Here is a 24,747-nt window from a genome sequence, read left to right on the forward strand (position 1 = left end):
GCAAAATTTAATTGGTTGTTGAAAATGGCTTGGCGAGATGGCAAGGCAAGCGGTAAAAGGTTGCTTTTGTTTATGGCATCCATAATATTAGGTATTGCCGCTGTGGTTTCCATACAGTCTTTTAGTAATAACCTCAAAAATAATATTGGCTTACAGTCTAAGGCCCTAATGGGTGCAGATTTCTTAATTGATAGTAATCAGCCTGCAAATGAAAGGGTAATGGAGTTAATGGATTCTTTGGGCGGCTATAAGGCACGTGAGGTGAAATTCGCGTCTATGGCAGCCTTCCCTAAAAGTCTATCTACAAAATTGGTTCAGGTAAGGGCCATTGAAGGTAATTATCCTTTTTATGGCGAATTGGAAACGGAACCCAAAACTTCGGCTTTTGATTATCAAGATAAGGGTGGTGCATTAGTTGATGCCACCGTAATGTTGCAGTTTGACCTAAAACCTGGGGATAGTGTAAAATTGGGCACCACTACCTTTCCTATTCTAGGGGCTTTGATTACTGCACCGGGTAGTACGGGTATAGGTACAACTGCCGCACCGCCCATTGTGGTACCTTTTCGTTTTATGGAAGAGAGTGGGTTGCTGCAACGGGGTAGTAGGTTAGGTTATAACTACTATTTTGAGGATGATAAAGCCGATTTAGAATTACTTAATGATAAGGTGGATCCCTTATTAGATGCAGAAAATGCAGATATGGATACGCATACAGATACCAGTGAGCGTTTGGGGCGTAGGTATGAAAATGTAGGTAGGTTTTTAAACTTAGTTGCGTTTATAGCGCTTCTTTTAGGGTGCGTTGGTATAGCAAGTTCTGTTCATATTTATATCAAAGAAAAACTAAAAGCGGTGGCGGTACTAAAGTGTTTAGGTGCAACGCGAAAACAAACATTTTTAATATTTCTACTGCAAATTGCCGGAATGGGCTTGTTGGGCGGCATAATAGGTACTGCAATAGGACTATTGTTGCAACAGACTTTTCCACTCATATTACAAGAGTTTTTGCCTTTTACCGTTGAGATATCAACTTCATACCCAGCCATATTCGTTGGTTTGTTATTAGGCGTTTCTATGTCGGTGCTTTTTGCTTTGTCTCCTTTGGTACATACTTGGTTCGTTTCTCCGTTACAAGTGTTGCGCGTGCAAGAAGATACAGGTAAAAAATCACGCCCATATCAAATCTGGGTAGTGGTGGCTATAGTATTGTTTGTGCTTTTATTTGCCTTGTGGTTGTTGGGTAGATGGGAGTTTGCCTTGAGCTTTGTGGTTGGTATATTAGTAACGTTCTCTATTTTGGCAGGTGTCTCAATAGGTTTCATGAGACTTATTAAAAAGTACTTTCCAAAATCATGGAGCTTTGCTGCACGCCAAAGTCTTTTAAATTTGTACAGGCCAAATAACCAGACCGTAGTTTTAATTTTAGCTATAGGTATTGGCACATTCTTAATTTGCACTTTGTATTTCACAAAAGATTTTTTACTTGCCAAAACAACTTTTGAGGCAAGTGCTGAAAGTCCAAATCTTATACTTTTTGATGTACAGACAGAACAACGTAATGACGTTGAAAATACGATAACACCAAAAGGTTTACCGGTTATAGATAATATTCCTATAGTTACTATGCGCATGGAGCGTATTAAGGATAGGGATGTGAATGACATTAGGTTAGACACCACCACTAGGGTGAATAAATGGATACTGAATCATGAATTTAGAACTACGTATAGAGATTCTATGATCGGTTCGGAAAAGTTATTGGAAGGGGAGTGGTTGCCTACTGTTCCTCCTAATACCGAAGTTATTCCTATTTCCCTAGCGGATAATGTTGCCAATGACGCCCTTGTAAAATTAGGAGATACGCTGTTGTTCAATGTACAGGGTAAAATGATGACAACCGTGGTAGGTAATATTAGGCAGGTAGACTGGGCACGTATGCAGCTTAATTTTTCAATTGTTTTCCCAACCGGGGTATTGGAAAAAGCTCCCCAGTTTCATGTGGTTACGACCAATGCGCCGGACAAAGCTTCATCTGCCAATTTACAAAGGGAATTGGTAAAGAAATTCCCGAATATATCCATCATAGATTTACGACAGGTGGTAACATTGGTTGAAAATATATTGGATAAAATTTCATGGGTCATCACCTTTATGGCTTTTTTCAGTATTCTAACTGGTATCATTGTTTTAATAGGATCGGTTCGTAATAGTAAATACCAACGAATTAGAGAAAGCGTATTGTTAAGAACCCTTGGTGCTCAGAGTAAACAGATATTGAAAATTAATGCCTTGGAATACCTATTTTTAGGTGTTTTAGGAAGTGGTGTGGGAGTGTTACTTTCTTTACTAAGTAGTTTTTTACTGGCTTATTTTATTTTTGATACTCCATTTGTTCCGTCGTGGGTGCCATTTTTGGTGGTATTGCCGGGTATAACATTGTTGGTCTTAGCCATCGGTTTATTTAATAGTAAGGGAGTGTTAAATAGTCCGCCATTGCAAGTGTTGCGAAAAGAAGGGTGATGCAAAAAGATATTGGCCTTAAAATAGTTTCGGCTTAATTATTTGTTGATGTGGGTTTGCCAACATAGAAATATAATATGTAATCCGTATTCGGGTCAAGAAATCGAAACAGCTGTGTTCGTATTGTTGGTCGTTGATAATCTTCTTCATCATACACCTCTAATAAAAGTGATGCATGATCGGAACGAGAAAAACCTCCTTTTTTAGAAGTAATTTCAGATGCTCGTTGATTAAATAGTATACTTTTTGGTTGAGCTTTATTTCTAAAATGTATTAATGGTACTGTTTTCAAAGTTTTTGCGAGTTCATAATTATGGCGTTTGGCAATTACCTTTAAAGAATCTCCCAAAGCAAAATCACTCACTATTGCATAAGTACTATCCTTGCTTATTTCTTTTAAAAGGTTGGTGTAATTTTTATAGGTACCATCTGTAATTACACTTTTTACAATTAATTCTTGTTCAAAATCATCTAATATCTTTAAAAGTGCTGAGAAGTACTCAGGATACTCTTTTTCAACGGCCATGTTAATAGCTTCATCATATGTCACATTATTTGTTTGGGCGGCAGATTCATTAATAGGTAAAAAGAAAACAAATAAGTATAGATACGTGTGTAATTTCATTAAGTAAGAATATTTTGTTCTAGTTGAAATTTAGTACTTAATATGGTATTAATTTCTATAACTTTATTGAATACATAACTTTTATAAATTATACAATTATGAATTTACCGGCAATTTTTTCATTTAAACTAGGTATTTGGCAATCATTAGTAATTGTAGCGCTGTTTGTTTGGGTATATTGCTTAGTTGATATTGTACGCCATGAATTCAAGAATGACGGTAAAATTACATGGTTGCTAATTGTATTTTTTCTTCCAATTTTAGGTTCGCTCCTATATTTATCCACAGGGAAAAGTAGACGTATGCTGAAGGCGTAATCTAAAATCCCTTTTTATTATTTTCCGTTTTCCATAGCCGCTTATGACTTAATTACGGATAAATTACTCACTATACGTGAATTGTCAACTAATCAGCATAGCTTTGCACCTGAAATACAAAAGTGATTGTTATGCCGTTATTTACCGAATTAAAAATATCTAGAAACTTAGAAAAAGCACTTGAAGATCTAGGTTTTGAAAATACTACTCCCATTCAAGAGAAAGCTTTTCCCATAGTAATGAGTGGTAGTGATGTTGTAGGTATAGCACAAACAGGTACCGGTAAAACATTCGCCTATTTACTTCCTATTTTAAATACTTTAAAATTTTCAAAGGATGTTCATCCAAAAATTATTGTATTGGTGCCTACACGTGAGTTGGTAGTACAAGTAGTGGAAGAGGTAGAAAAATTGGCAAAATATTCAGGAACAAGAGTATTAGGAGTGTTTGGAGGAAAAAGTATGCTAAAGCAAAAAGAGGCATTGGCATTGGGGACAGACATTTTGGTTGCCACACCTGCTCGTCTTTATGATTTGATATTAACCAAGGCTGTTCAATTAAAACAGGTTAAGAAACTGGTTATTGATGAGGTCGATGTTATGTTAGATTTAGGCTTTAGGTTTCAATTGGTCAATATTTTTGAATTATTGCCGCAAAGAAGGCAGAATATTATGTTCTCTGCCACCATGACAGATGATATTGAACTGTTTATTACGGATTTCTTTACAGGTGTTCAAAAAATTGCTGTTGCTGTAAGTGGTACTCCTTTAGAAAATATTACTCAATTTGGGTATGCGACACCAAATTTTTATACCAAGGTGAACCTTTTGGTGAGCTTATTGCAAAATGAAGAAGCGTATAATAAAGTTTTAGTGTTTGTTTCCAGCAAGCGAAGTGCAGATTTGCTGTTTAAGGAATTATCTGAATTTTTTAGCGAAGAGATATGTATTATACACTCCAATAAAACCCAAAACTATAGATTGCGTTCCATAAATCAGTTCGATGAAGGAAAGAATCGAATATTGGTTACTACTGATGTTATGGCACGTGGGTTAGACCTGCAAGAGATATCTCATGTTATAAATTTTGATACTCCCACATATCCTGAAAATTACATGCACCGTATAGGTAGAACGGGTAGGGCAGAAAAACAAGGAACATCTATTTTATTATTTACACCACAAGAGGAAGAGGCAAAAAATGCCATTGAAGAATTAATGTCTCACCAAGTTGAGCAATTACCATTGCCCGATGATGTTGAAATTGCAACACAGTTAACTTTTGATGAACAACCAAAACATAGAGAGCGCGATAATCCATTAAATATCAACGAAGATGAACGTGGTGCAAGTTTTCATGAGAAGTCTGAAAAGAACAAGAAGGAAAATCAAGGCGGTTCCTATAAGCGTATTATTAAAAAGAAATACTCTAAACCCAAAACCCGAGGCGACAAAAACTACGGTAAACGTGGAAGAAATAAAAAATAATTTCATGATTTCAAAATTGGTTTTATATTCCAATTAACCCATTTTCTGAAAGTATTGATCGATGAAATGCATACCCTATCGGTATGCTGTTTTTAGACCAAAAACCGTTCGTCGACACTTTTTGTCTATTCACCTTAAAACTCTTCACTAGCCGAAAATTATTACAGTTTAGCGAGGTCAACCGGCTTGTTCGCTTTGCTGACGGTACTTTTATATTGTTCAATAATACGATATGAAAGCATTTTTTACCTTACTAGTTTTAATTTTCGCCGGAGCATTAGCATTGGCGCAAACACCCCAAGCAGATGATAAAGTTCACACTATTGAAATGGGTATTGTTATGGTTGATAGCCTTAACGATATTAACGCTGAGAAAAAGATTGTTGACACTAACGAAACATCTGTAGCTCGCTTGTACAGATATAAGAATGCAAGGGTTAACAAAGAATTGGCATTTATTACCAATAAAACTTATGGTAAGTTGGCATAATATTTGCCCTATATAAAAAGGTGCAATGAAGCACCCTTTTAAAGAATTTAATTATGATGTTATTTACTTTTTTAATTCCGGCTTTAATAATTGTTGCAGCAATATCATTGTCTAACAACAACAAAAAGAAATTACGAGCTATTAAAGTACCTGTGAATAAGCGTAAGTCTTAATTTTTAATACCGGGCTGCTTTATAGTATAGTTACTTTTAGCTTTAGCCTCATCTACTTGGCGTTTTACATCTGTGAGTAGAGCTTTGGAATCGTACACAATTCCATCTTTTACAGTATATTTTACACCACCAACACGAACCACTTCGTTATCTTCGGTAAGTTTTACAGCTCCTGTGCCGTATAAAACTTTAAAATTTTGAAGAGGATTTTCTTCAACAATAACAAAATCTGCCAGCTTACCTATGGCAACGGAACCTATTTTGTCATCCATACCCAATGCTTCGGCTCCGTTTAGGGTTGCCGATTGTATAATTTCCAAGGGGTGAAAACCTGCTTCACGCAATAATTCTAATTCTCTTATATAGGCAAATCCATAAAGTTGAAAGATGAAACCGGAATCTGAACCGGTAGTAACTCTACCACCTCTATTCTTGTATTCATTGATAAAGGTCATCCAAAGTTTATAGTTATTTTTCCAAGCTACTTCTTGCTCGGTGCCCCAATCATGCCAATATGAGCCATGTGAGACCTTGCTAGGTTGATAAAACTCCCATAAAGAAGGTAAGGTATAGTCTTCATGCCATTCAGCTCTTCTTGCGCGTTGTAAATCTCTGCTTGCTTCATAAATATTGAAAGTAGGATCTATAGTAAAATCTAGCTCCAAGAGTTCATTCATTACATTGTTCCAATGTTCTGAATATGGTTTTGCTGCTTGTGTCCACAGTTTACCGGCATTTTCAAAGCGATCTTGTTCATTTTGGTAATTATAATCTAACGGAAAATCTTGTACCGTACGATCATCAAAAAGTGCCTCAGGTAGTCCATACCAATGCTCCATTGAGGTTAATCCTGCTCTTGCAGAATGTAAAACGTTCCAACGGGCTACGCTCATTTGTGCATGATGGCAGGCAGAACCTAATCCTAGTTTTTTATTTTCATCTAATGCAGCGGCCATAATTTCTGGTTCTGCACCAAAAAACTTAATGCCGTCTGCACCTTTTTTTGCATTTGCACGTACCCATTCACGTGCCTGTGCCGGAGTTGATATTGGCACATCGTTTAAAGGATTGAATGCTTTACTGGTCTGTCCAAATGCGGTATAGGAAATAATACGAGGCGCAATGATCTCATTATTTTTACTTTTACGTTTTAGATCTAAAGCAATATCTATTCCTCTACCTGCAACCTCACGAACGGTAGTGACGCCATGTGCCATCCACAGTTTAAAAACATAGTCTGGGTCTGCACCTTGTGCATCGCCGCCAATATGGGTGTGCATATCAATAAAGCCAGGCATTAGATACATGCCGGTACAATCTAATTCTTTACCACCTGCTTTTAATTTTGGTCTTTTGGCGTCATCAATTGCCATACCAGGGTAACCCACGACTTTTACATTTGTAATCCTGTTGTTCTCTACAACAATATCAATCGGTCCTTGTGGTGGTGCCCCGTTACCGTTAATGAGCATTACGCCTCTAATGATCAATTGATCGTGCGGTCCGTCTCCCTCAAGAGATTGTGCATGCATGGTGAGCAAAACGGATATGAATATAGCCGTTAGGAGCAGTTGTTTACGTAACATAGGGTGGTTGTTTGTGTTAGTTTCCTTAAATATAGAGAAAGCAGCAGAAAGAACAGTGACCGTATGTCAACTTTACAAATAAAAAATGGAATTGATATTTATATCCTATAAGATTAAGCAACAGGTGATAATTGCTGCTTTATTTCTTGAAATTTAATAATGTAGTTGGTTCCTTTCTTAGACATATCCCTAGTAATAGTACCCTTTAATTGTCGGGTAAGATTATGGATTAATTTTAATCCTAAAGATTTTGTAGTCTTATAATTAATGGTTTCCGGGAAACCAATACCGTTGTCACCAATTTCTAGAATGTAACAATTCTTCTCGTCGGTATCTTGTTGGAGTTTTATACTGATAATACCTTCTTTGTCCCCTTCAATACCATACTTTAATGCATTGGTCAAAGCTTCGTTGATCAATAATCCTAGTGGTATGGCGGTATCAATTCCTAATTTAATGTCTGGAATATCTATTTTTAAATCTACATGGTTGTCATTGCCTTTAATAGATCTTATAAGGTATTCACCCAATTCTTGAACATAAGATTTATACTCAATATGGCTAATGTCATTACGCATATACAACATTTCATGAACCATGGCCATGGCTATGACCCTATTCTGCGTTCCTTTTAAAAGCCCTTTCATAGGTCCGTTTTCTATGTTTCTTGATTGCAAACTTAAAAGACTGGAAACGGTTTGTAAATTATTCTTTACCCTATGGTGTACCTCTTTTAATAGATTTTCCTTTTCATGCACCTGTAAATACAATGCTTTTTTAGAACTGTACATGGTATTGTAGGTCTTTAGCAAAGTTTTGCCCAAGGTGTTTCCTAAAATAAAAACAGAAAATAAGATGGATACCAAGCTAAATATAGGTCTAGATGCTTCAGGTACCATATTCTGGGTAATGCTCACTTCTGGTATGGTCTGTGTAAAAACCAGAAGAATGAGTATAATAATGATATTAAGATAGATTCTACCATATCTTGTACTATATATAAAACCTCCAAAAGCTATTAAAGGTATCATAAATATAAACGGACTAAAAATTCCTCCGCTATATAAGGTAATAACGACTGCCGCAATTAACCCGATTATAGATGAAAAATTGAATGTAGGTAGAATAACCTTATGAGACCTAAAATATAGTAGATTGATACTATTCAATATTGAAAAGCCAATAAATACAAAAGGAATGATTTGGAAAATATTTAAAAAGAAATAGCATAATACCCCAAATAGAAAGGAGATAATGCTTGTGGTATAATTTACCCTTAAAAATAGTTTGGTTTTATCCTGTAGACGTTCTTTGTCAATGGTAAATCCGGGCATAGATATTATTTATGTACTAGAAAACATACGAATTACGTAATGTAAATCTAATTATGTTTTTATCATTATACTAGTATTTTCGTGTTTAGTATAGTTAAAACGACGAATATTATTCTGAATAACGCATTTTTTTTGTCTAAATAATGGTTAAAAATATGAAATAAACTGTTAATGGTTGATTTCATTTTAGAATCGAAAAAATGAATTATAAAGTTGATTGAGGTATATGTAGTTTATTTTAAGTGAGTTAAACCGGGGTATTAAAAAAGGCATCCATAATGGGATGCCTTTTTAGATATTGATTTCTATTTAAATTAATCTTGGGTTAAAACCCATGATCCATTTTGCAAAAGTGGCTCTGCCTGCTTAAATTTTACCGTTTTACTTTCTCCGCTCATTACATTTTTAATGGTAACACGCTCATTACGGCCAATTTTTGGTTGTTCTCTTGTAATGGTCTCGGTAATTGTTGGGCGTTGACCTTGATTTTGACTAACAGCTCTACTACGTGCCGCTAACTCATCGCTATTCGGTATTTCTTCTTTTGTAGTCTGCAGGTTTTCTTTTTTTCTAATGTTTCTTTCTTCTTGAATAGCATTTGCATTTTCAGAAGGTAATTCACCTTTGAAAAGGAAAGAAACCACTTCTTTGTTCACTTTTTCGATCATAGATTTAAAAAGCTCGAAAGCTTCAAATTTATAGATCAATAAAGGATCTTTTTGCTCATGAACGGCTAATTGTACAGATTGTTTCAACTCATCCATCTTACGAAGGTGTGTTTTCCATGAATCATCTATAATAGCCAGGGAAATGTTCTTTTCAAAATCTGTGATCAACTGCTTACCGTTACTATCATAAGCATCTTGAAGATTGGTGACAACATTTAAGCTTTTGATACCGTCTGTAAATGGAACTACAATTCGCTCAAAATTATTGGCATTGTCTTCATGAACTTTTTTGATCACAGGGAAAGCCGCAGCGGCATTACGCTCCATTTTATCATTATAATGGTCGTATGCTGCTTTATAGATTTTTCCGGTTATCTCCTGAGCCGATAATTTTCCAAATTCGGCTTCATCTACAGGAGCTGTCATAGAGAAATATTTGATCAGCTCAAACTCTAAATTTTTATAGTCGTTGGCGGCCTTATTGCTTTCTACGATTACCTCACAGGTATCATACACCATATTGGCGATATCCAGTTTTAATCGCTCTCCTTGTAGGGCGTGACGGCGTCTCTTATAAACAACTTCACGTTGGGCGTTCATTACATCATCATATTCCAAAAGACGCTTACGTACACCAAAGTTATTTTCCTCAACTTTTTTCTGAGCTCTTTCAATAGACTTGGTCATCATACTATGCTGAATTACTTCACCATCTTCCAAGCCCATTTTATCCATCATTTTAGCAACCCTGTCCGATCCGAACAAACGCATTAGGTTGTCTTCTAAAGAAACATAGAATTGAGAACTACCAGGATCTCCTTGACGACCAGATCTACCACGTAACTGTCTATCTACACGACGAGAATCATGTCTTTCCGTACCAATAATTGCTAGACCACCGGCTTTCTTAACCGCATCTGACAATTTAATATCGGTACCACGACCAGCCATATTCGTTGCTATGGTTACCACACCGGCATTACCTGCTTCGGCGACAACATCAGCTTCTTTTTTATGAAGTTTAGCGTTCAGAACGTTGTGCGGTACTTTACGTACACTCAATAACTTAGAAAGTAATTCTGATATCTCTACAGAAGTTGTACCGATCAAGACAGGTCTACCTGCTTTACTTATTTTGGTTACTTCTTCTATAATAGCGTTATACTTTTCTCTTTTGGTCTTATAAATAAGATCATTTTTATCTTGTCTGGCAATTGGTCTGTTTGTTGGTATTTCCATAACATCCAACTTATAGATTTCCCAGAATTCGCCAGCTTCTGTTACAGCGGTACCTGTCATACCAGATAATTTGCTGTACATTCTAAAATAGTTCTGTAACGTAACGGTAGCAAAGGTTTGTGTTAGCGCTTCAATCTTTACATTTTCCTTGGCTTCAATTGCTTGGTGTAATCCGTCCGAATATCTACGACCGTCCATAATACGACCAGTCTGTTCATCAACAATCATAACCTTGTTGTCCATTACCACGTACTCCGTATCTTTTTCAAATAGGGTATAGGCCTTTAATAATTGGCTCATGGTATGTATACGCTCGCTTTTTACGGTGAAATCTTTAAAAAGCTCTTCTTTTAGTTCGGCTTCTTTTTCAATTTCAAGATTTTGATTTTCAATCTTCGCTATTTCTGCACCTATGTCCGGCATTACGAAGAAATCTTTATCCTGCTCGCCAGAAATGTAATTAACTCCTTTATCGGTCAATTCTATCTGGTTGTTCTTTTCATCTATAACAAAAAGTAGGTCTTCATCAACAACAGGCATTTCCCTGTTGTTATCTTGCATGTAGTAATTCTCGGTTTTTTGAAGTAATTGTTTTACTCCTTCTTCACTTAAAAATTTTATTAAAGCCTTGTTTTTTGGAAGTCCACGGTATACTCTGAGTAAAAGGAAGCCCCCTTCTTTGGTATCACCTTCGGCAATCAACTTTTTAGCTTCTGCCAAAACACCGGTTAAATGCTGACGTTGTTTTCTTACGATCTCATCTACCTTTGGTTTCAGCTCATTGAATTCATGACGGTCACCTTCTGGTACTGGACCAGATATAATAAGTGGTGTACGTGCATCATCTACCAAAACTGAATCTACCTCATCTACAATGGCATAGTTATGTGGGCGCTGTACCAAATCTTTTGGGGTATGCGCCATGTTATCCCTTAGGTAATCAAATCCAAATTCATTATTTGTTCCATAGGTAATATCTGCATTATAAGCTGCACGTCTACCATCTGAATTTGGTCTGTGGTGATCAATACAGTCTACCGATAACCCGTGAAACTGAAATATGGGCGCCATCCAAGCACTATCCCTTTTTGCCAAATAATCGTTTACGGTAACCAAGTGGGCACCGTTACCACTTAATGCATTTAAATATAAGGGTAGTGTTGCAACCAAGGTTTTACCTTCACCTGTTTGCATTTCTGCAATTTTTCCTTGGTGCATGGCAATACCACCAATTAATTGAACATCATAATGAACCATGTCCCAGGTTACCTCTTTTCCGGCGGCATCCCATGAATTTTTCCAAATAGCATCTGTGCCGTCAAGAGTAACGTAATCTTTGGAGCCTGACAGGGTTCTGTCATATTCAGAAGCGGTTACCTTTAAAGTTTCGTTATTGGCAAAACGCTTTGCGGTCTCTTTAACCACGGCAAAGGCTTCTGGTAATATTTTATTGAGTGTTTCTTCTGAAATAGTGTAAGCTTCTTCTTTTAACTTATCTATTTCAGTGTAGATATCTTCATTTTTATCGATATCGGTAGAGTTTTTAACCTCTTCCTCTAAAGTGCTGATTTGATCCGTCTTTTCTTTGATGGCATCTTGAATGGCCCTTTTGAACTCTATGGTTTTTTGCCTTAGCTCATCATGACTAAGATTTTCAAGCTGCGATTCAAATGATTTTATCTTATCTACTAAAGGCTGTAATTCTTTTACGTCTTTCTGTGATTTATCACCTACAAAAGCCTTTAGGATGGAATTAATGAAACTCATATATTTTAAACTATTAGAATTGAAACTATTTCTTGTTATTAAGCAAGAATATATTTCAAAATGTTTTAGAGCCGATAAATATTTTCGACACTATAAAAGAACAAAAGGTATTCCAGTCTTGATTTTTAAACGGATTTACCTAAAAACATGTCAAAATTACATAAAAAAAAAGCCTCCAAGGAGACTTTTTAGTAGTAATTATGATATCGAATATTAATATTCGTCCTCGTTCCAGAGGTAGTCTTCTTCCGTAGGATAGTCCGGCCAAATTTCTTCTATAGATTCGTATATCTCGCCACCTTCTTCTTCCATAGACTGTAAATTTTCTACGACTTCTAATGGGGCTCCAGTTCTGATGGAGTAATCTATTAACTCATCTTTACTTGCCGGCCAAGGTGCATCACTTAAATAAGATGCTAATTCTAATGTCCAATACATAGTAATTGTTTGATTTTAATTTTTTGCAAAAGTAATTTTTAAATTGAGACAGCAAAGAAATTACGTGTAAATTTCAAGTAATCGCAATATTTTTTTCGCATTTGTTTATTGATAACGAATAAATTACGGAATTATTAGTCCTTTTTATTTGGGATCCATTTTATTTCATTCGCCTGTAGATTATACGACAATTTTCGTGCCAATACAAATAGATAATCAGAAAGTCTATTTAAAAATGACAGCACATTGATATCAAATGGTTCTGTTTGAAATAATAATGTAGCTATTCTTTCAGCTCTTCTACAAACGGTTCTTGCTATATGACAGTATGACACTGTTGTATGGCCGCCAGGAAGAATAAAATGTGTCATTTGTGGAAGTTGCCCATCCATTTCATCAATAGCTTGTTCTAAATAATTGATTTCAGTGTGCCCAACTTTGGTGATTTTTAATCTTTCTTCTCCGTTTTTAAGCAATTCTTTTTCTGGATCAGTGGCTAAAATGGCACCTACGGTGAATAAATGTTCTTGTATGACTATTAGTTGCTGCTGGTGAACTTCATCTATTTGTTGATCTCTAATGAGTCCAAGCCATGAGTTTAGTTCATCTACCGTACCATAACTGTCAATTCTAATGTGGTGCTTTGGTACACGAGTGCCACCAAAAAGACCCGTAGTACCGTCATCACCTGTTTTAGTATATACTTTCATTTTGTAGTTTATGGAATTAGGGTATAGATGAGTTAATTTGTAATCTAAGATGAAGCAAAGGATTTAAGATTAGTTAGTTAATCTTCTTTTTTGGTTTTACGCTCATAATCTCCCATAAATTTTCTTGACTTACGGGCGCTAGATTTGCCTTTGTTAGTTATACGTATGGCTATATAAATAGCAAATACAACTCCTAAAACTATATATATGGTATTACTTTGCATTGAAATTTACTTTAGTTTAAAATTACTTGTTTAAATCCGTATTTTAAAATGTTCCTTTACTTGTTCCTTTCTAAAGAAAACAATGCCACAATAAAATAGATCTAGTGTAACGCGAACATGCTCCATTTCTTTGAGTTGTTTCCACTTTTTTAAATTTTGTGGGTTTTTATGAATTCCGTCTAAAAGTAGCATGGTATCATTAGAAAGGTCATTCACTTTAAAATCGGGCTTATTTATATCGGTTATATCGCCAAAGACAACAGCTGCATTGCTATCAACAATAGATATATTTGGACAATTCGTAATTATTTTTTCTTCGGATGATTTACTGGTGTTCAATAAATGAATAGTTCTATAATCAAAATAGTGAACACTTTTAACTAATACTTTTAGTGTAATGGGAAGTTTGATTTTTGTTTTCTTGTACAGACATTTGGTGACATAAATATATACAAATGGAGAATGCACACCATGCTGATTGGTAGCAGAACAAAGAAACTTTAAATAAGAAATTAAGCGGTACACGTATTACTTTTTCAATTTTGCCAAAAGTAAGAATAGTGATTCAACTTATTATTTATACGGTAAGAATAATATGTGTTGAAAGTAGGTTATGGTAAGAAATGGGGTAGGTATAAGATCGGGGCGAAAAGGAAAATTAATGATGTATTAAGAAAGTTTAGCTCTGTTCAATTTAGTAGTGAATTTCAAAGCCTTGATTACTCTGTTGTTTTTGTTCTTGTACAATCTTGCAACTTCAATCGTGTTTTCAGTGTCAATAGTTGGTACGGTAATATCATTGATTTCAATTGTTTGAACCATCTCTACTTGTATAGTTTCAATTTCTAAAGAAACATTCTCATTGTTAGCTTGAGCCTGAGCGAAGAAACATGTGAAAAAAAGAGCGGTTAAAAGAATAATTGATTTCATAATATTTGTTTTACACTGCTAAAGTACAGGCAAGCACAAACATATTTTGCCGCTCGTCGTCGGTTACCATTTAACTATAGACGAATGGTAAATTGGCTTCGTTTATTATTTTTGGACAAGATGAAAATTCAATTGGAAATCAGGTGTAGTAATATCCTCAATAACCGTAGGTATAGGTGTTGATAGCTTTAGTTTTTAAAAAAGCTAGTTATTGATAGAAGGTATAATATACAGTTGAATGTTTATTTGAGTTTGAGTTTGATTTTGAGACTTGAACTTGAGTTCGTATTTAAAAAGTAGGTTTTGGTAAGAAATGGGGTAGGTATAAGATTGGGGCGAAAAGGAAAATTAATGATGTATTAAGAAAGTTTAGCTCTGTTCAATTTAGTAGTGAATTCAAAGCCTTGATTATTCTGTTGTTTTTGTTCTTGTACAATCTTGCAACTTCTAGCGTGTTTTCAGTTTCAATAGTTGGTACGGTAATATCATTGATTTCAATTGTTTGAACCATCTCTACTTGTATAGTTTCAATTTCCAAAGAAATATTTTCATTGTTAGCTTGAGCCTGAGCGAAGAAACATGTGAAAAAAAGAGCGGTTAAAAGGATAATTGATTTCATAATATTTGTTTTACACTGCTAAAGTACAGGCAAGCACAAACATATTTTGCCGCTCATAGTTGGGCGACATTTAACTATAGACGAATGGTAAAAACCATTCGTCTATTATTTTAATCAATAAAATAAATGTGAGTTTTATTGCTAAAACAAAGGTTAGCCTTCCATTAGTGCAGAAAGCTCAAACCATCTTTCGGTCTTACTGTCTATGGCATCGGTAATGTCGTTCAGCTCAATAGATAAGTTCTTAATGTCATCACCACTCAATGATCCATCGGTGAATTTTTCTTGAAGCGCTACTTTAGATTTTTCCAATTTCTGAATCTCTCTTTCTAGCTTTTTAAATTCTTGCTGTTCAGCATATGAGATTTTTGTACCTGTATCGGCTTCTTTCCAATTGGTCTTATTAGTAGGCTGTGATTCTTTCTGCTCTCTTTTTTCTTGTATTTGACTGTCTTCGTATGTACGATAGTCAGAATAGTTGCCAGGGAAATCCTCTATGACAGCATCGCCCCTAAATACAAATAAATGATCTACGATCTTATCCATAAAGTAACGATCGTGCGATACTACCATTAAACAGCCTTGAAAATCCATTAAGAAACTTTCCAGTACGTTCAAGGTAACAATATCCAAATCGTTGGTTGGCTCATCTAAAATTAGGAAATTAGGGTTTTGTATCAATATGGTACATAAGTACAAGCGCTTACGTTCGCCACCACTTAGTTTATCTACAAAATCATATTGCTTTTTCCTGTCGAACAGAAAGCGTTCCAATAACTGCTGCGCGGAAATTTGTTTTCCCTTCATTAAAGGTATGTAGTCACCAAATTCACGAATGACGTCTATAACCTTTTGGCCTTCTTTTATTTTTATCCCTTTTTGGGTGTAGTAACCAAACTTTATAGTGTCACCTACTACTACTTTACCGCTGTCTGGTTGATCGCGCCCACTTAGAATATTTAAAAAGGTAGATTTTCCAGTACCATTTTTACCTATAATACCAATACGCTCTCCCTTTTGAAAAACATATTCAAACTTATCTAAAATAGGTTTGTTAGGAAAAGATTTAGAAATCTTATGAAGCTCAAGAATTTTACTTCCCATACGCTCCATGTTCAGTTCTAATTGAATTTGATGATCTTTTCTTCTTTGACTTGCTTTATCTTTAATTACAGCAAAATCATCTATTCTGGATTTCGATTTTGTTGTACGTGCTTTAGGTTGTCTGCGCATCCATGCAAGTTCCTTTTTAAAAAGGAGTTCTGTTTTGTGATGCTCTACCGCTTCTTGCTCTATACGGGCCTCTTTTTTCTCTAAGTAATAGGAATAGTTTCCTTTGTAGGGATATAACTTTCCATTTTCGAGCTCTATGATTTCATTGCAAACACGTTCCAAAAAATAGCGGTCGTGTGTTACCATGAACAAAGTCATGTTTTCTTTGGCAAAAAACTCTTCTAGCCACTCGATCATTTCTAAATCTAGGTGGTTGGTAGGTTCATCCAAAACCAAAAGATCTGGCTTGTTGATCAAGGCGTTGGCCAAAGCCAATCGTTTTTTTTGTCCACCCGATAATTTATCGACCTTGGCACTTAGGTCATCTAACTTCAGTTTTGATAGAATCTGCTTATACTGAGTTTCAAAATCCCAAGCTTCAAAACGGTCCATTGCTTCAAATGCTTTTTGGTATGCATCTGCATCTTCTGGGTTTTGAAGCGCCTTTTCATAATTTTTAATGACTTCAAGCACTTCGTTGTCAGAAGCAAAAATGGTTTCCTCAACGGTCAAGTTCGGGTCCATATTGGGTTCCTGAGCAAGAAAAGATACACGGGTAGATTTACGATAGTTCACTTGACCACTATCTGGAGTGTCCGCTCCTGAAAGAATATTAAGTATAGATGTTTTTCCTGTACCGTTTTTAGCGATTAGGGCTATTTTTTGGTCTTTGTTGATCCCAAATGAGAGATTGTCAAAAAGCACCAATTCGCCATAGGATTTTGAAATATTTTCAACGGTAAGTAGATTCATATAAGGGTAACTGAATTTTATTTTTTGCGTAATTGCTTGGTCTTAAAATAATAGATCAAATATAGATAGCGAATTGCCAATGTCAACAAAACTATTATTAATAGTATAGAGAATACCTGAATTTTAAATAACCATAAAATACTGGTAATGCCTAAAAGTATTGTCAAGAAAACGGAGTAGGTAAGTACCCACTTGGGAACTGTTTTCCTTAAAAGAATAAATGAAATAAAAAGGTTAGGAGCAAATGCCCAAAGTGAATTAAAATTTGCTTTGGTAGCCAAGTGGTCTGTAGCAAACCAAAGGAACAGTATAAGTACGCCCGCTAAACCTGTAATTGTAAATAATGTAAAGTCTAACCATCTATTTCGGCGTAGGTTTTTATAATCACGGTACGTAAAATAACCTACGATTACCAAAAGAACGCAAAGCCAAAATAAAGGGGTTGCAATGAATAGCGATTTATCTTCTTGCTCTGGTATGTCAAGTAGTATTGATTCTTTTTTAACTATAGGTTTACCGTTTAAGGTAGTATGCTTCATTTGCTCATACACATATATGGGAAGAAACAAATGCTCGTAAGGTGTCGCTGCTCTGTCAATTACAGAACCTAAAGCTAGGTCAATACCAAAATTTGACCACGAATTAGGGTTCAATTTTAAACGTATCAGCTCCCTAAATGTTAGTTGTTCTTTTAGGTGATTGTAATCGAATTTAAATGTGTTGCCCAAAGTTTTTTCAAACACCATTGGTATTCTGGTGGCACAGTTGTCAAACAAAAAGTCATATTTGTATTTTTTGTTTTGTGGTAGCAAGTTATGTTCCAAGAAGGATACAATAGCGTTTCGTTGTTCAAGGTCAACATCTAATACTTGCTGCTTAACCCAACGTTTTTCTTGTTGATAGCTGTATTTAAAATACTTAAACGGTATTCGTGAAATGGTATAGGATAATTTACCGCGAGTGAAATTTAAGTAGAAATTTGGGTCCTCAAAATCATAGGTGCCGTAACCATACACCTCATCTATACCCAAAGTAGGATCTTGAAAACGAATGGCACTATGTCCAAATTTAGCAGCTAAATCTTCACCCGTTCCCACAGTTAATAGGCTAATTTTAGATAAAGGCGATAACTGGGCATCTTGAGCTTGACCCCAAAAAGCAACAATACATAAAAAGAGAAATAAAACGATTTTTTTGAACATAACCCTATTGGTACATAGCGTTTACAAAGATGCGAATAATAACAGACTTCGTAGATATTGCTTTTTTATAATTTTTTGTAAAATTATCTGTAAACAGGTTTTAAGATTGTAATGCATAAAAGCCACCTCAATGGGGTGGCTTTTACTTTAATTATATTCAGTTGGCGATTAAGAAATGGTAACGACCAGATCATCTTGTTTTACCATACTGCCTTCTTTTAGGCTTACTGATTGTACTTTGCCGGATTTAAATGCGGTAACCGTAGTTTCCATTTTCATGGCTTCAATAACGAACAAGGGATCGTTCTCTTTTACTTCTTGACCTTTTTTAACCAATACTTTGTACAAAGAGCCTTGTAACGGTGCACCAATTTGGTCATCGTTTGCCGGATCTATCTTTTCGTTTTCTTCAATTTTAAGATTTAAAGAGGTGTCTAAAACATCTACGAACCTATTTTCACCGTTTACTTGAAAGAATACGGTTCTCATACCTAACTCGTTTGGTATACCTACAGATAATAATCTAATAATTACAGTTTTGCCCGGCTCTAATTCTATCAATGTTTCTTCACGCAATTTCATACCATAGAAGAAATGCTTTGTAGGTACCAATGCTAGGTTGCCATACAGCTTGTAGTTCTCATGTGCTTTTTCAAACACTTTTGGGTATAAGGTGTACGATAGAAAATCCTCCATTTCTATGGCTCTTGTAAAACCTTTTTGAAACTTCTTCTTAAAGGCTTTGAACTCCTTATCAAAATCCGTTGGCGCTAAATGCGCATTTGGTCTATTCGTGTATGGCTTTTTGTTTTTCAGAATAATCTTTTGAAGTTTTTTAGGGAATCCGCCAACGGGCTGACCTAGATCTCCCATAAAGAAACTGATAACAGAATCTGGGAAAGATATTTCTTCGCCCCGCGTCATTACATCTTCAGTAGTAAGTTCATTGGTTACCATAAAAATGGCCATGTCGCCCACAACTTTTGAGCTAGGTGTTACTTTGATCAGGTTTCCAAAAAGTTTGTTGACATCGGCGTACATTTTCTTTACTTCATCAAATCTGTCACCTAATCCTAATGCTGTTGCCTGTGGACGTAAGTTTGAGTATTGCCCACCTGGAATTTCATGACCGTATACTTCTGCCGTACCAGATTTTAGTCCAGATTCAAACGGGTAATACAACTCTCTTGTATCTTCCCAATAATTAGAAAACTGGTTCAGCTTCGGCATATCGAATTCATGAGCCCTTGGTTGACCCTTCATCATTTCAACTACCGAATTAAAGTTGGGCTGTGATGTCAATCCAGATAAGCCACCCAAGGCAACATCGACCACATCTACGCCAGCTTCAATTGCTTTTAAATACGTTGTTGTCTGTAATGAAGAAGTATCGTGCGTATGTAAATGAATAGGCACGTTTACAGTGTCTTTTAACGCGGTTACCAATTCTGTAGCTGCATAGGGTTTTAAAAGACCCGCCATATCCTTGATGGCAATCATATGCGCACCGGCATTTTCCAGGTCTTTTGCCAGCTGTGTGTAATATTTTAGGTTGTACTTGGTTTCGTTGATATCTAAAATATCACCCGTATAACTTAATGCGGCCTCGGCAATACCACCGGTTTTATTACGAACATAATTAATACTTGGCTCCATGGCTTTTACCCAATTGAGCGAATCGAATATTCGGAAAATATCAACTCCATTTTCCCAAGATTTCTCTACGAACTTTTCAATAAGGTTGTCCGGGTATGCCTTGTAACCCACGCCGTTTGATCCTCGTAGAAGCATTTGAAATAAAATATTGGGTACTGCTTTGCGTAGCTCTCTTAATCGTGTCCACGGACTCTCATGCAAGAATCGCATACTAACATCAAAAGTTGCCCCGCCCCAAACTTCCATACTAAAGGTGTTTGGGTGGTTTTTGGCATAACTCTCTGCAACGCGCAACATGTCATAGGTACGCATTCTTGTTGCCAATAGTGATTGATGCGCATCGCGCATAGTGGTATCTGTATAATGAATTTTCTTTTCATCCATTAACCAAGCACAAAATTTTTCGGGACCCATTTCGGTCAGCATATCTTTTGTTCCCTTTGGATGCGCTTCTAAAGGGTTGAATTTTGGAACTTTTGCATTTCTAAAGACCTTGTTCTCATCAATATACTTTACATCAGAATTACCGTTTACAATAACCTCCGCTAAAAAGTTCACCACCTTTGAGGTTCTATCCTGTGGTAGTTTAATATCAAATAGGGCAGGAGTGTTCTGTATAAAATTAACGGTTACTTTACCTTCTTTAAAAGTAGTATGCTGTATTACATTCTGAAGGAAATGAATGTTGGTTTCTACGCCTCTAATTCTAAATTCTTTTAACGCACGAACCATTTTACGGGTGGCACCGTCAAGTGTTCTGCCGTGCGAGGATACTTTCACCAGCATGGAATCAAAAAATGGACTCACCTGATATCCTTGATAAATACTACCGGCATCTAAACGAATTCCCATACCAGAGGCACTACGGTACGTGGTTACCGTACCATAATCCGGGGTAAAATTGTTGCCCGGATCTTCGGTGGTCAATCTACACTGTAAGGCAAAGCCATAAGTGGCAATGGTTTCTTGACCGTATATTTTGATTTGCTGACTATCTAATTTATAATTGCCGGCAACGAAAATTTGTGTTTTTACCAAATCTATACCGGTTACCATTTCTGTAACCGTATGTTCTACCTGAATTCTTGGGTTCACCTCTATAAAATAGATATTGTCATTGGGATCTACCAAAAACTCTACGGTTCCAATATTGTTATAGTTAACTTCTTTGGCAATGTCAACGGCATATTTATAAAGGTTTTGTTTTACTTCTTCGCTAACGTTATGGGATGGTGCGATCTCTACCACTTTTTGGTGACGTCGTTGAACGGAACAATCGCGTTCATGTAAGTGGCGAATATTACCATGGTTATCTGCTACGATCTGTACCTCTATATGTTTAGGGTCTTCCACATATTTCTCAAGAAACATAGTGTCATCGCCAAAAGCATTTAGTGCTTCGTTTCTGGCAGAATCAAAATTCATTTCTAGATCTTCATCTTTTCTAATAATGCGCATACCACGACCGCCACCACCAGATGCGGCCTTAAGCATAACAGGGTAGCCAATTGTAGCGGCTTCTGACAAAGCAATTTTTAAAGAAGTCAATTTCTTTTTATTACTCTCAATGATAGGAACGTTACATTTTACGGCAACTTTCTTGGCGGTAATCTTATCTCCCAAAGCATCCATCACTTTTGGGTCAGGACCTATAAAGATGATGTCATTTGCGGCACATTGTCTTGCAAATTCAGAGTTTTCAGAAAGGAATCCGTAGCCTGGGTGTATGGCATCTACATTTTTAGCCTTTGCCAATGCTATAATCTGCGGAATATCCAAATAAGGTTTTAATGGCTGATTGTCCTCACCGATCTGGTAAGATTCATCGGCTTTGTTGCGGTGTTGAGAATAGCGGTCTTCATAAGTGTAAATGGCAACCGTTTTAATGTTCAGCTCGGTACAGGCACGTAATACACGTATGGCTATCTCACTTCGGTTAGCTACTAAAACCTTTTTAATTTTCATTTTTTGACAATATTTTTATGGTTAGTGTTATGATGTATTCTTGTTATAAAAATCTATTTTTTGTTGATTATTGTTACATTGGTCATAATTTAAACTTAATATCTTAACTAAACAATACTATGCGTGCATAATATTTTTCATATCCCTATTATTTTGTGATATGTTATAGTGAAAGTTAGTTTTTATTCTGATGGGGTGGGTGTAAATAAAAGTAAAACAGTTATTTAAGTGTTGATTTGAACTGGTTTTAGGTTTAGTGAAAACACAGAATACTGTTGTTGCTATAGTATTTTTATGTTGAAAATCTTTACCACCATTTAATTATATTATTTTAGAGCAAATATTGTTAAAGGGGCATACCTATCTTGCCCCTTTTTTGACCTTAGGCGAAATATTATGAAAAGACATATTCCAAATTTTATTACTCTTTTAAACGTTTTCTGCGGTTGTGTGGCATCGGTTTTTGCCGTTTTGAATAAATTGGAAATTGCCGCAATTTTTGTGGCTCTGGGTATATTCTTCGATTTTTTTGACGGATTGGCAGCTCGTGTTCTTGATGTAAAAAGTGAATTAGGCCTTCAGTTAGATTCTTTGGCCGATATGATCACAAGTGGTTTGGTACCGGGTATTGTAATGTTTCAGTTGTTGGCAATGTCGCAGACAAGTGGTTGGGGAGATGGTTCTCACTTTTTTCTTGAAAGTGGTGCCATTACATTTCAGCATTTATTGCCCTTTTTCGGATTTGTAATTACAATGGCTTCAGGTTATAGATTGGCTAAGTTCAATATTGATGAAAACCAGACCTCTTCCTTTATTGGTTTGCCTACTCCGGCCAATGCTTTGTTAATTCTTTCGTTACCGCTTATATTAATGTATCAAAACAATGAATTGTTAAACGGTATTATTCTCAATCAATGGTTCTTAATAATTTTGACATTGGTAAGCGCCTATTTGTTGAATGCCAATTTGCCCTTGTTCGCATTAAAATTTAAGAATACCAGTTTTAAGGATAATGCCATGCGTTATATCTTTTTAATTATTAGCCTGGTGCTTATTGTAACCATGAAATTTATGGCCATCCCTTTGATTATTTTATTCTATGTAGTAAGTTCAGTAATACAAGAGAGACTTTAATACTGTACATTTAGGAAAGATAACTATGGAGAATGAAGAATATGAGTTTTGGTTAAGTGGACCAATTGAAGGTGTGCCAGATTTGTTACAGCCTGCCGTACATGCACTTTTACAATCAGAACGTGAGTTAAAGAAGTACACTGCTGATTTCCCTAAAGAATTATTATGGGCTAAAACGGCAGGTAGGGCTTCCGTAGGTTTTCATATGAACCATGTGACGGGAGTATTAGATCGCATGTTGACCTACGCTAAAGGTGAATCGTTATCAGATGAACAATTTACTTTTTTGAAACAAGAAGGTACTTTTAATCTAAATACAGACGTAATCTATTTGCAAGAGCAATTTTCTGCTAAAGTAGAAGAGGCTATAGGGTATTTTAAAACCGTTCCAGAAAATTCACTTACCGAAGATAGAACTGTTGGTAGAAAAAGATTGCCAACAACCGTTATAGGTTTATTGTTTCATGCTGCGGAGCATAGCCAAAGACATATTGGTCAGTTATTGGTTACTGTAAGTATATTACAAGCCGATATTTCATAAACTTTTAAATTCCATTTTTTATCAGCATGAATAAAACGATAGTAATTATCGGCGCAGGATTATCTGGTTTGTTAACTGCGTACCGTCTTCAAGAACTTGGTTTTAATGTAAAGGTATTAGAAGCTAGAAGCCGTATTGGAGGAAGAATACATACCGTGGAATCCAACAAAACCAAAGTTGAAATGGGTGCCACCTGGTTTAATGACAGCCATTATCATTTATTGGATGTTATAGAAAAGTTCAAGGTTCCCTATTTTGAACAATTCATGACCGGTATATCTTATTTTCAAACATTTTCAAATGTGCCACCTCAAGAAATTGCTGTCCCTAGCGATAGCCCTAGTTATCGTTTTAAGAATGGTACGGTAGATTTAATAAATGCAATTTTTTCTAAACTTGCGCCAGATACGGTTTTGTTGAACGAAAAAGTAGATAAGGTTATTTTTGAGGAACATATAACCAAAGTGGTTACTAAATCTCAAATATTGATGGCCGATGTGGTTATTACTACATTGCCCCCTGCAGTTTTAATTGATCAAATTGATTTTTCTCCATCATTGCCAAATGAGTTGCTAGCCGTTGCAGAGCACACACATACATGGATGCAAGATTCCATTAAAGTAGCATTGACCTATAAAAAACCATTTTGGAGAGCGCAGGGAAAATCGGGCACTATATTTAGTAATGTTGGTCCTTTGACTGAGTTTTATGATCAGTCTAATGTAGAAAACAATTCATTTGCCCTGGTTGGTTTTGCATCGGGTAGTTGTGCCCGTTTTACTAAAGAACAACGTATAGAAAAAATTGAAGCGCAATTAAAAATGGTTTTTGGTGATGATGCTTTACACTATGTGGCGTATCATGAAACGGCTTGGTATAATGAAGAATTTACAAAATCGGACATGCAGGCAGACCATTTGTTTCCACATCAAAATGGAGGTCACGCTGTATTTTCTAAACCTCTAAATGGTAATAAATTGTTTATTTCTGGTGCAGAAACTTCAAAACATCACTCAGGTTACATGGAAGGCGCTATTTTTGCAGCTGAATCTGTTGTTGCAAAACTCAAGAAACTGCACAACAAGTAGCCAATT

The 24,747-nt window shown here is 35.9% G+C and carries 20 protein-coding genes; 7 read left to right on the forward strand and 13 right to left on the reverse strand.

All coding sequences use genetic code 11. The annotated features are described in order from the left end of the window. Positions 1–24: 24 nt before the first annotated feature. Positions 25–2,523: an ABC transporter permease gene (locus YQ22_RS13690; protein ID WP_071341636.1), complete on the forward strand. Its 2,499-nt coding sequence runs from the start codon at positions 25–27 to the stop codon at positions 2,521–2,523. Positions 2,524–2,557: 34 nt separating this feature from the next. On the opposite strand, the gene YQ22_RS13695 is transcribed toward YQ22_RS13690, so the two are convergent. Then, positions 2,558–3,148, reverse strand: a complete 591-nt coding sequence (locus tag YQ22_RS13695) for a hypothetical protein (protein WP_071341637.1) — start codon at positions 3,146–3,148, stop codon at positions 2,558–2,560. Positions 3,149–3,246: 98 nt separating this feature from the next. Here YQ22_RS13695 and YQ22_RS19455 point away from each other — a divergent pair, with 98 nt between their 5' ends. The 3 genes from YQ22_RS19455 to YQ22_RS13710 all read left to right on the forward strand — a co-directional run bounded on the left by YQ22_RS19455 (position 3,247) and on the right by YQ22_RS13710 (position 5,442). Further along, complete coding sequence (locus YQ22_RS19455) at positions 3,247–3,465, forward strand: PLDc N-terminal domain-containing protein (RefSeq protein WP_071341638.1); 219 nt, start codon at positions 3,247–3,249, stop codon at positions 3,463–3,465. Positions 3,466–3,596: 131 nt separating this feature from the next. Beyond that, positions 3,597–4,952 carry a DEAD/DEAH box helicase gene (locus YQ22_RS13705; RefSeq protein WP_071341639.1) on the forward strand — a complete coding sequence of 452 codons (1,356 nt, stop codon included), beginning with the start codon at positions 3,597–3,599 and terminating at the stop codon, positions 4,950–4,952. Positions 4,953–5,184: 232 nt separating this feature from the next. Further along, positions 5,185–5,442: a hypothetical protein gene (locus YQ22_RS13710; protein WP_071341640.1), complete on the forward strand. Its 258-nt coding sequence runs from the start codon at positions 5,185–5,187 to the stop codon at positions 5,440–5,442. Positions 5,443–5,611: 169 nt separating this feature from the next. On the opposite strand, the gene YQ22_RS13715 is transcribed toward YQ22_RS13710, so the two are convergent. The 12 genes from YQ22_RS13715 to YQ22_RS13770 form a co-directional block, all read right to left on the reverse strand. Then, complete coding sequence (locus YQ22_RS13715) at positions 5,612–7,147, reverse strand: amidohydrolase family protein (protein ID WP_232231403.1); 1,536 nt, start codon at positions 7,145–7,147, stop codon at positions 5,612–5,614. Positions 7,148–7,314: 167 nt separating this feature from the next. Beyond that, positions 7,315–8,535: a sensor histidine kinase gene (locus YQ22_RS13720; protein ID WP_071341642.1), complete on the reverse strand. Its 1,221-nt coding sequence runs from the start codon at positions 8,533–8,535 to the stop codon at positions 7,315–7,317. A 314-nt stretch (positions 8,536–8,849) separates the two neighbouring features. Beyond that, a complete protein-coding gene (secA, locus tag YQ22_RS13725) occupies positions 8,850–12,209 on the reverse strand; it encodes a preprotein translocase subunit SecA (protein WP_071341643.1) in 3,360 nt (1,119 codons plus the stop codon). A 213-nt stretch (positions 12,210–12,422) separates the two neighbouring features. Then, positions 12,423–12,647: a DUF2795 domain-containing protein gene (locus tag YQ22_RS13735; protein WP_027064442.1), complete on the reverse strand. Its 225-nt coding sequence runs from the start codon at positions 12,645–12,647 to the stop codon at positions 12,423–12,425. 134 nt (positions 12,648–12,781) lie between these two features. After that, on the reverse strand, positions 12,782–13,357 hold the full coding sequence (locus tag YQ22_RS13740; protein WP_071341645.1) for a cob(I)yrinic acid a,c-diamide adenosyltransferase: 576 nt from the start codon (positions 13,355–13,357) through the stop codon (positions 12,782–12,784). Between the two features lie 77 nt (positions 13,358–13,434). After that, positions 13,435–13,581, reverse strand: a complete 147-nt coding sequence (locus YQ22_RS19210) for a hypothetical protein (protein WP_172822530.1) — start codon at positions 13,579–13,581, stop codon at positions 13,435–13,437. A 30-nt stretch (positions 13,582–13,611) separates the two neighbouring features. Then, on the reverse strand, positions 13,612–13,920 hold the full coding sequence (locus YQ22_RS19215) for a hypothetical protein (RefSeq protein WP_198033483.1): 309 nt from the start codon (positions 13,918–13,920) through the stop codon (positions 13,612–13,614). A gap of 330 nt (positions 13,921–14,250) precedes the next feature. Then, the gene (locus tag YQ22_RS13750; protein ID WP_071341647.1) at positions 14,251–14,511 is read right to left on the reverse strand and encodes a hypothetical protein; all 261 of its coding nucleotides are present in this window, start codon (positions 14,509–14,511) and stop codon (positions 14,251–14,253) included. Positions 14,512–14,890: 379 nt separating this feature from the next. Continuing rightward, a complete protein-coding gene (locus YQ22_RS13755) occupies positions 14,891–15,130 on the reverse strand; it encodes a hypothetical protein (RefSeq protein WP_071341648.1) in 240 nt (79 codons plus the stop codon). Between the two features lie 153 nt (positions 15,131–15,283). Continuing rightward, entirely contained in the window at positions 15,284–17,155 is a 1,872-nt protein-coding gene (locus YQ22_RS13760) for an ABC-F family ATP-binding cassette domain-containing protein (RefSeq protein WP_071341649.1), read from the reverse strand. 17 nt (positions 17,156–17,172) lie between these two features. Next, a complete protein-coding gene (locus tag YQ22_RS13765; RefSeq protein WP_071341650.1) occupies positions 17,173–18,357 on the reverse strand; it encodes a lipoprotein N-acyltransferase Lnb domain-containing protein in 1,185 nt (394 codons plus the stop codon). 168 nt (positions 18,358–18,525) lie between these two features. After that, positions 18,526–21,978, reverse strand: a complete 3,453-nt coding sequence (locus YQ22_RS13770) for a pyruvate carboxylase (protein WP_071341651.1) — start codon at positions 21,976–21,978, stop codon at positions 18,526–18,528. A gap of 396 nt (positions 21,979–22,374) precedes the next feature. Here YQ22_RS13770 and YQ22_RS13775 point away from each other — a divergent pair, with 396 nt between their 5' ends. The 3 genes from YQ22_RS13775 to YQ22_RS13785 are packed head-to-tail and all read left to right on the forward strand — an operon-like array spanning position 22,375 to position 24,741. Beyond that, positions 22,375–23,112, forward strand: coding sequence for a CDP-alcohol phosphatidyltransferase family protein (locus YQ22_RS13775; RefSeq protein WP_071341652.1), 738 nt, complete (start codon positions 22,375–22,377; stop codon positions 23,110–23,112). A gap of 25 nt (positions 23,113–23,137) precedes the next feature. After that, positions 23,138–23,653 carry a DinB family protein gene (locus YQ22_RS13780; RefSeq protein WP_071341653.1) on the forward strand — a complete coding sequence of 172 codons (516 nt, stop codon included), beginning with the start codon at positions 23,138–23,140 and terminating at the stop codon, positions 23,651–23,653. A gap of 26 nt (positions 23,654–23,679) precedes the next feature. Beyond that, positions 23,680–24,741, forward strand: coding sequence for a flavin monoamine oxidase family protein (locus YQ22_RS13785; protein WP_071341654.1), 1,062 nt, complete (start codon positions 23,680–23,682; stop codon positions 24,739–24,741). Positions 24,742–24,747 lie beyond the last annotated feature (6 nt).

Source organism: Maribacter sp. 1_2014MBL_MicDiv, assembly GCF_001865655.1.
GTDB classification, from domain to species: Bacteria; Bacteroidota; Bacteroidia; order Flavobacteriales; family Flavobacteriaceae; genus Maribacter; species Maribacter dokdonensis.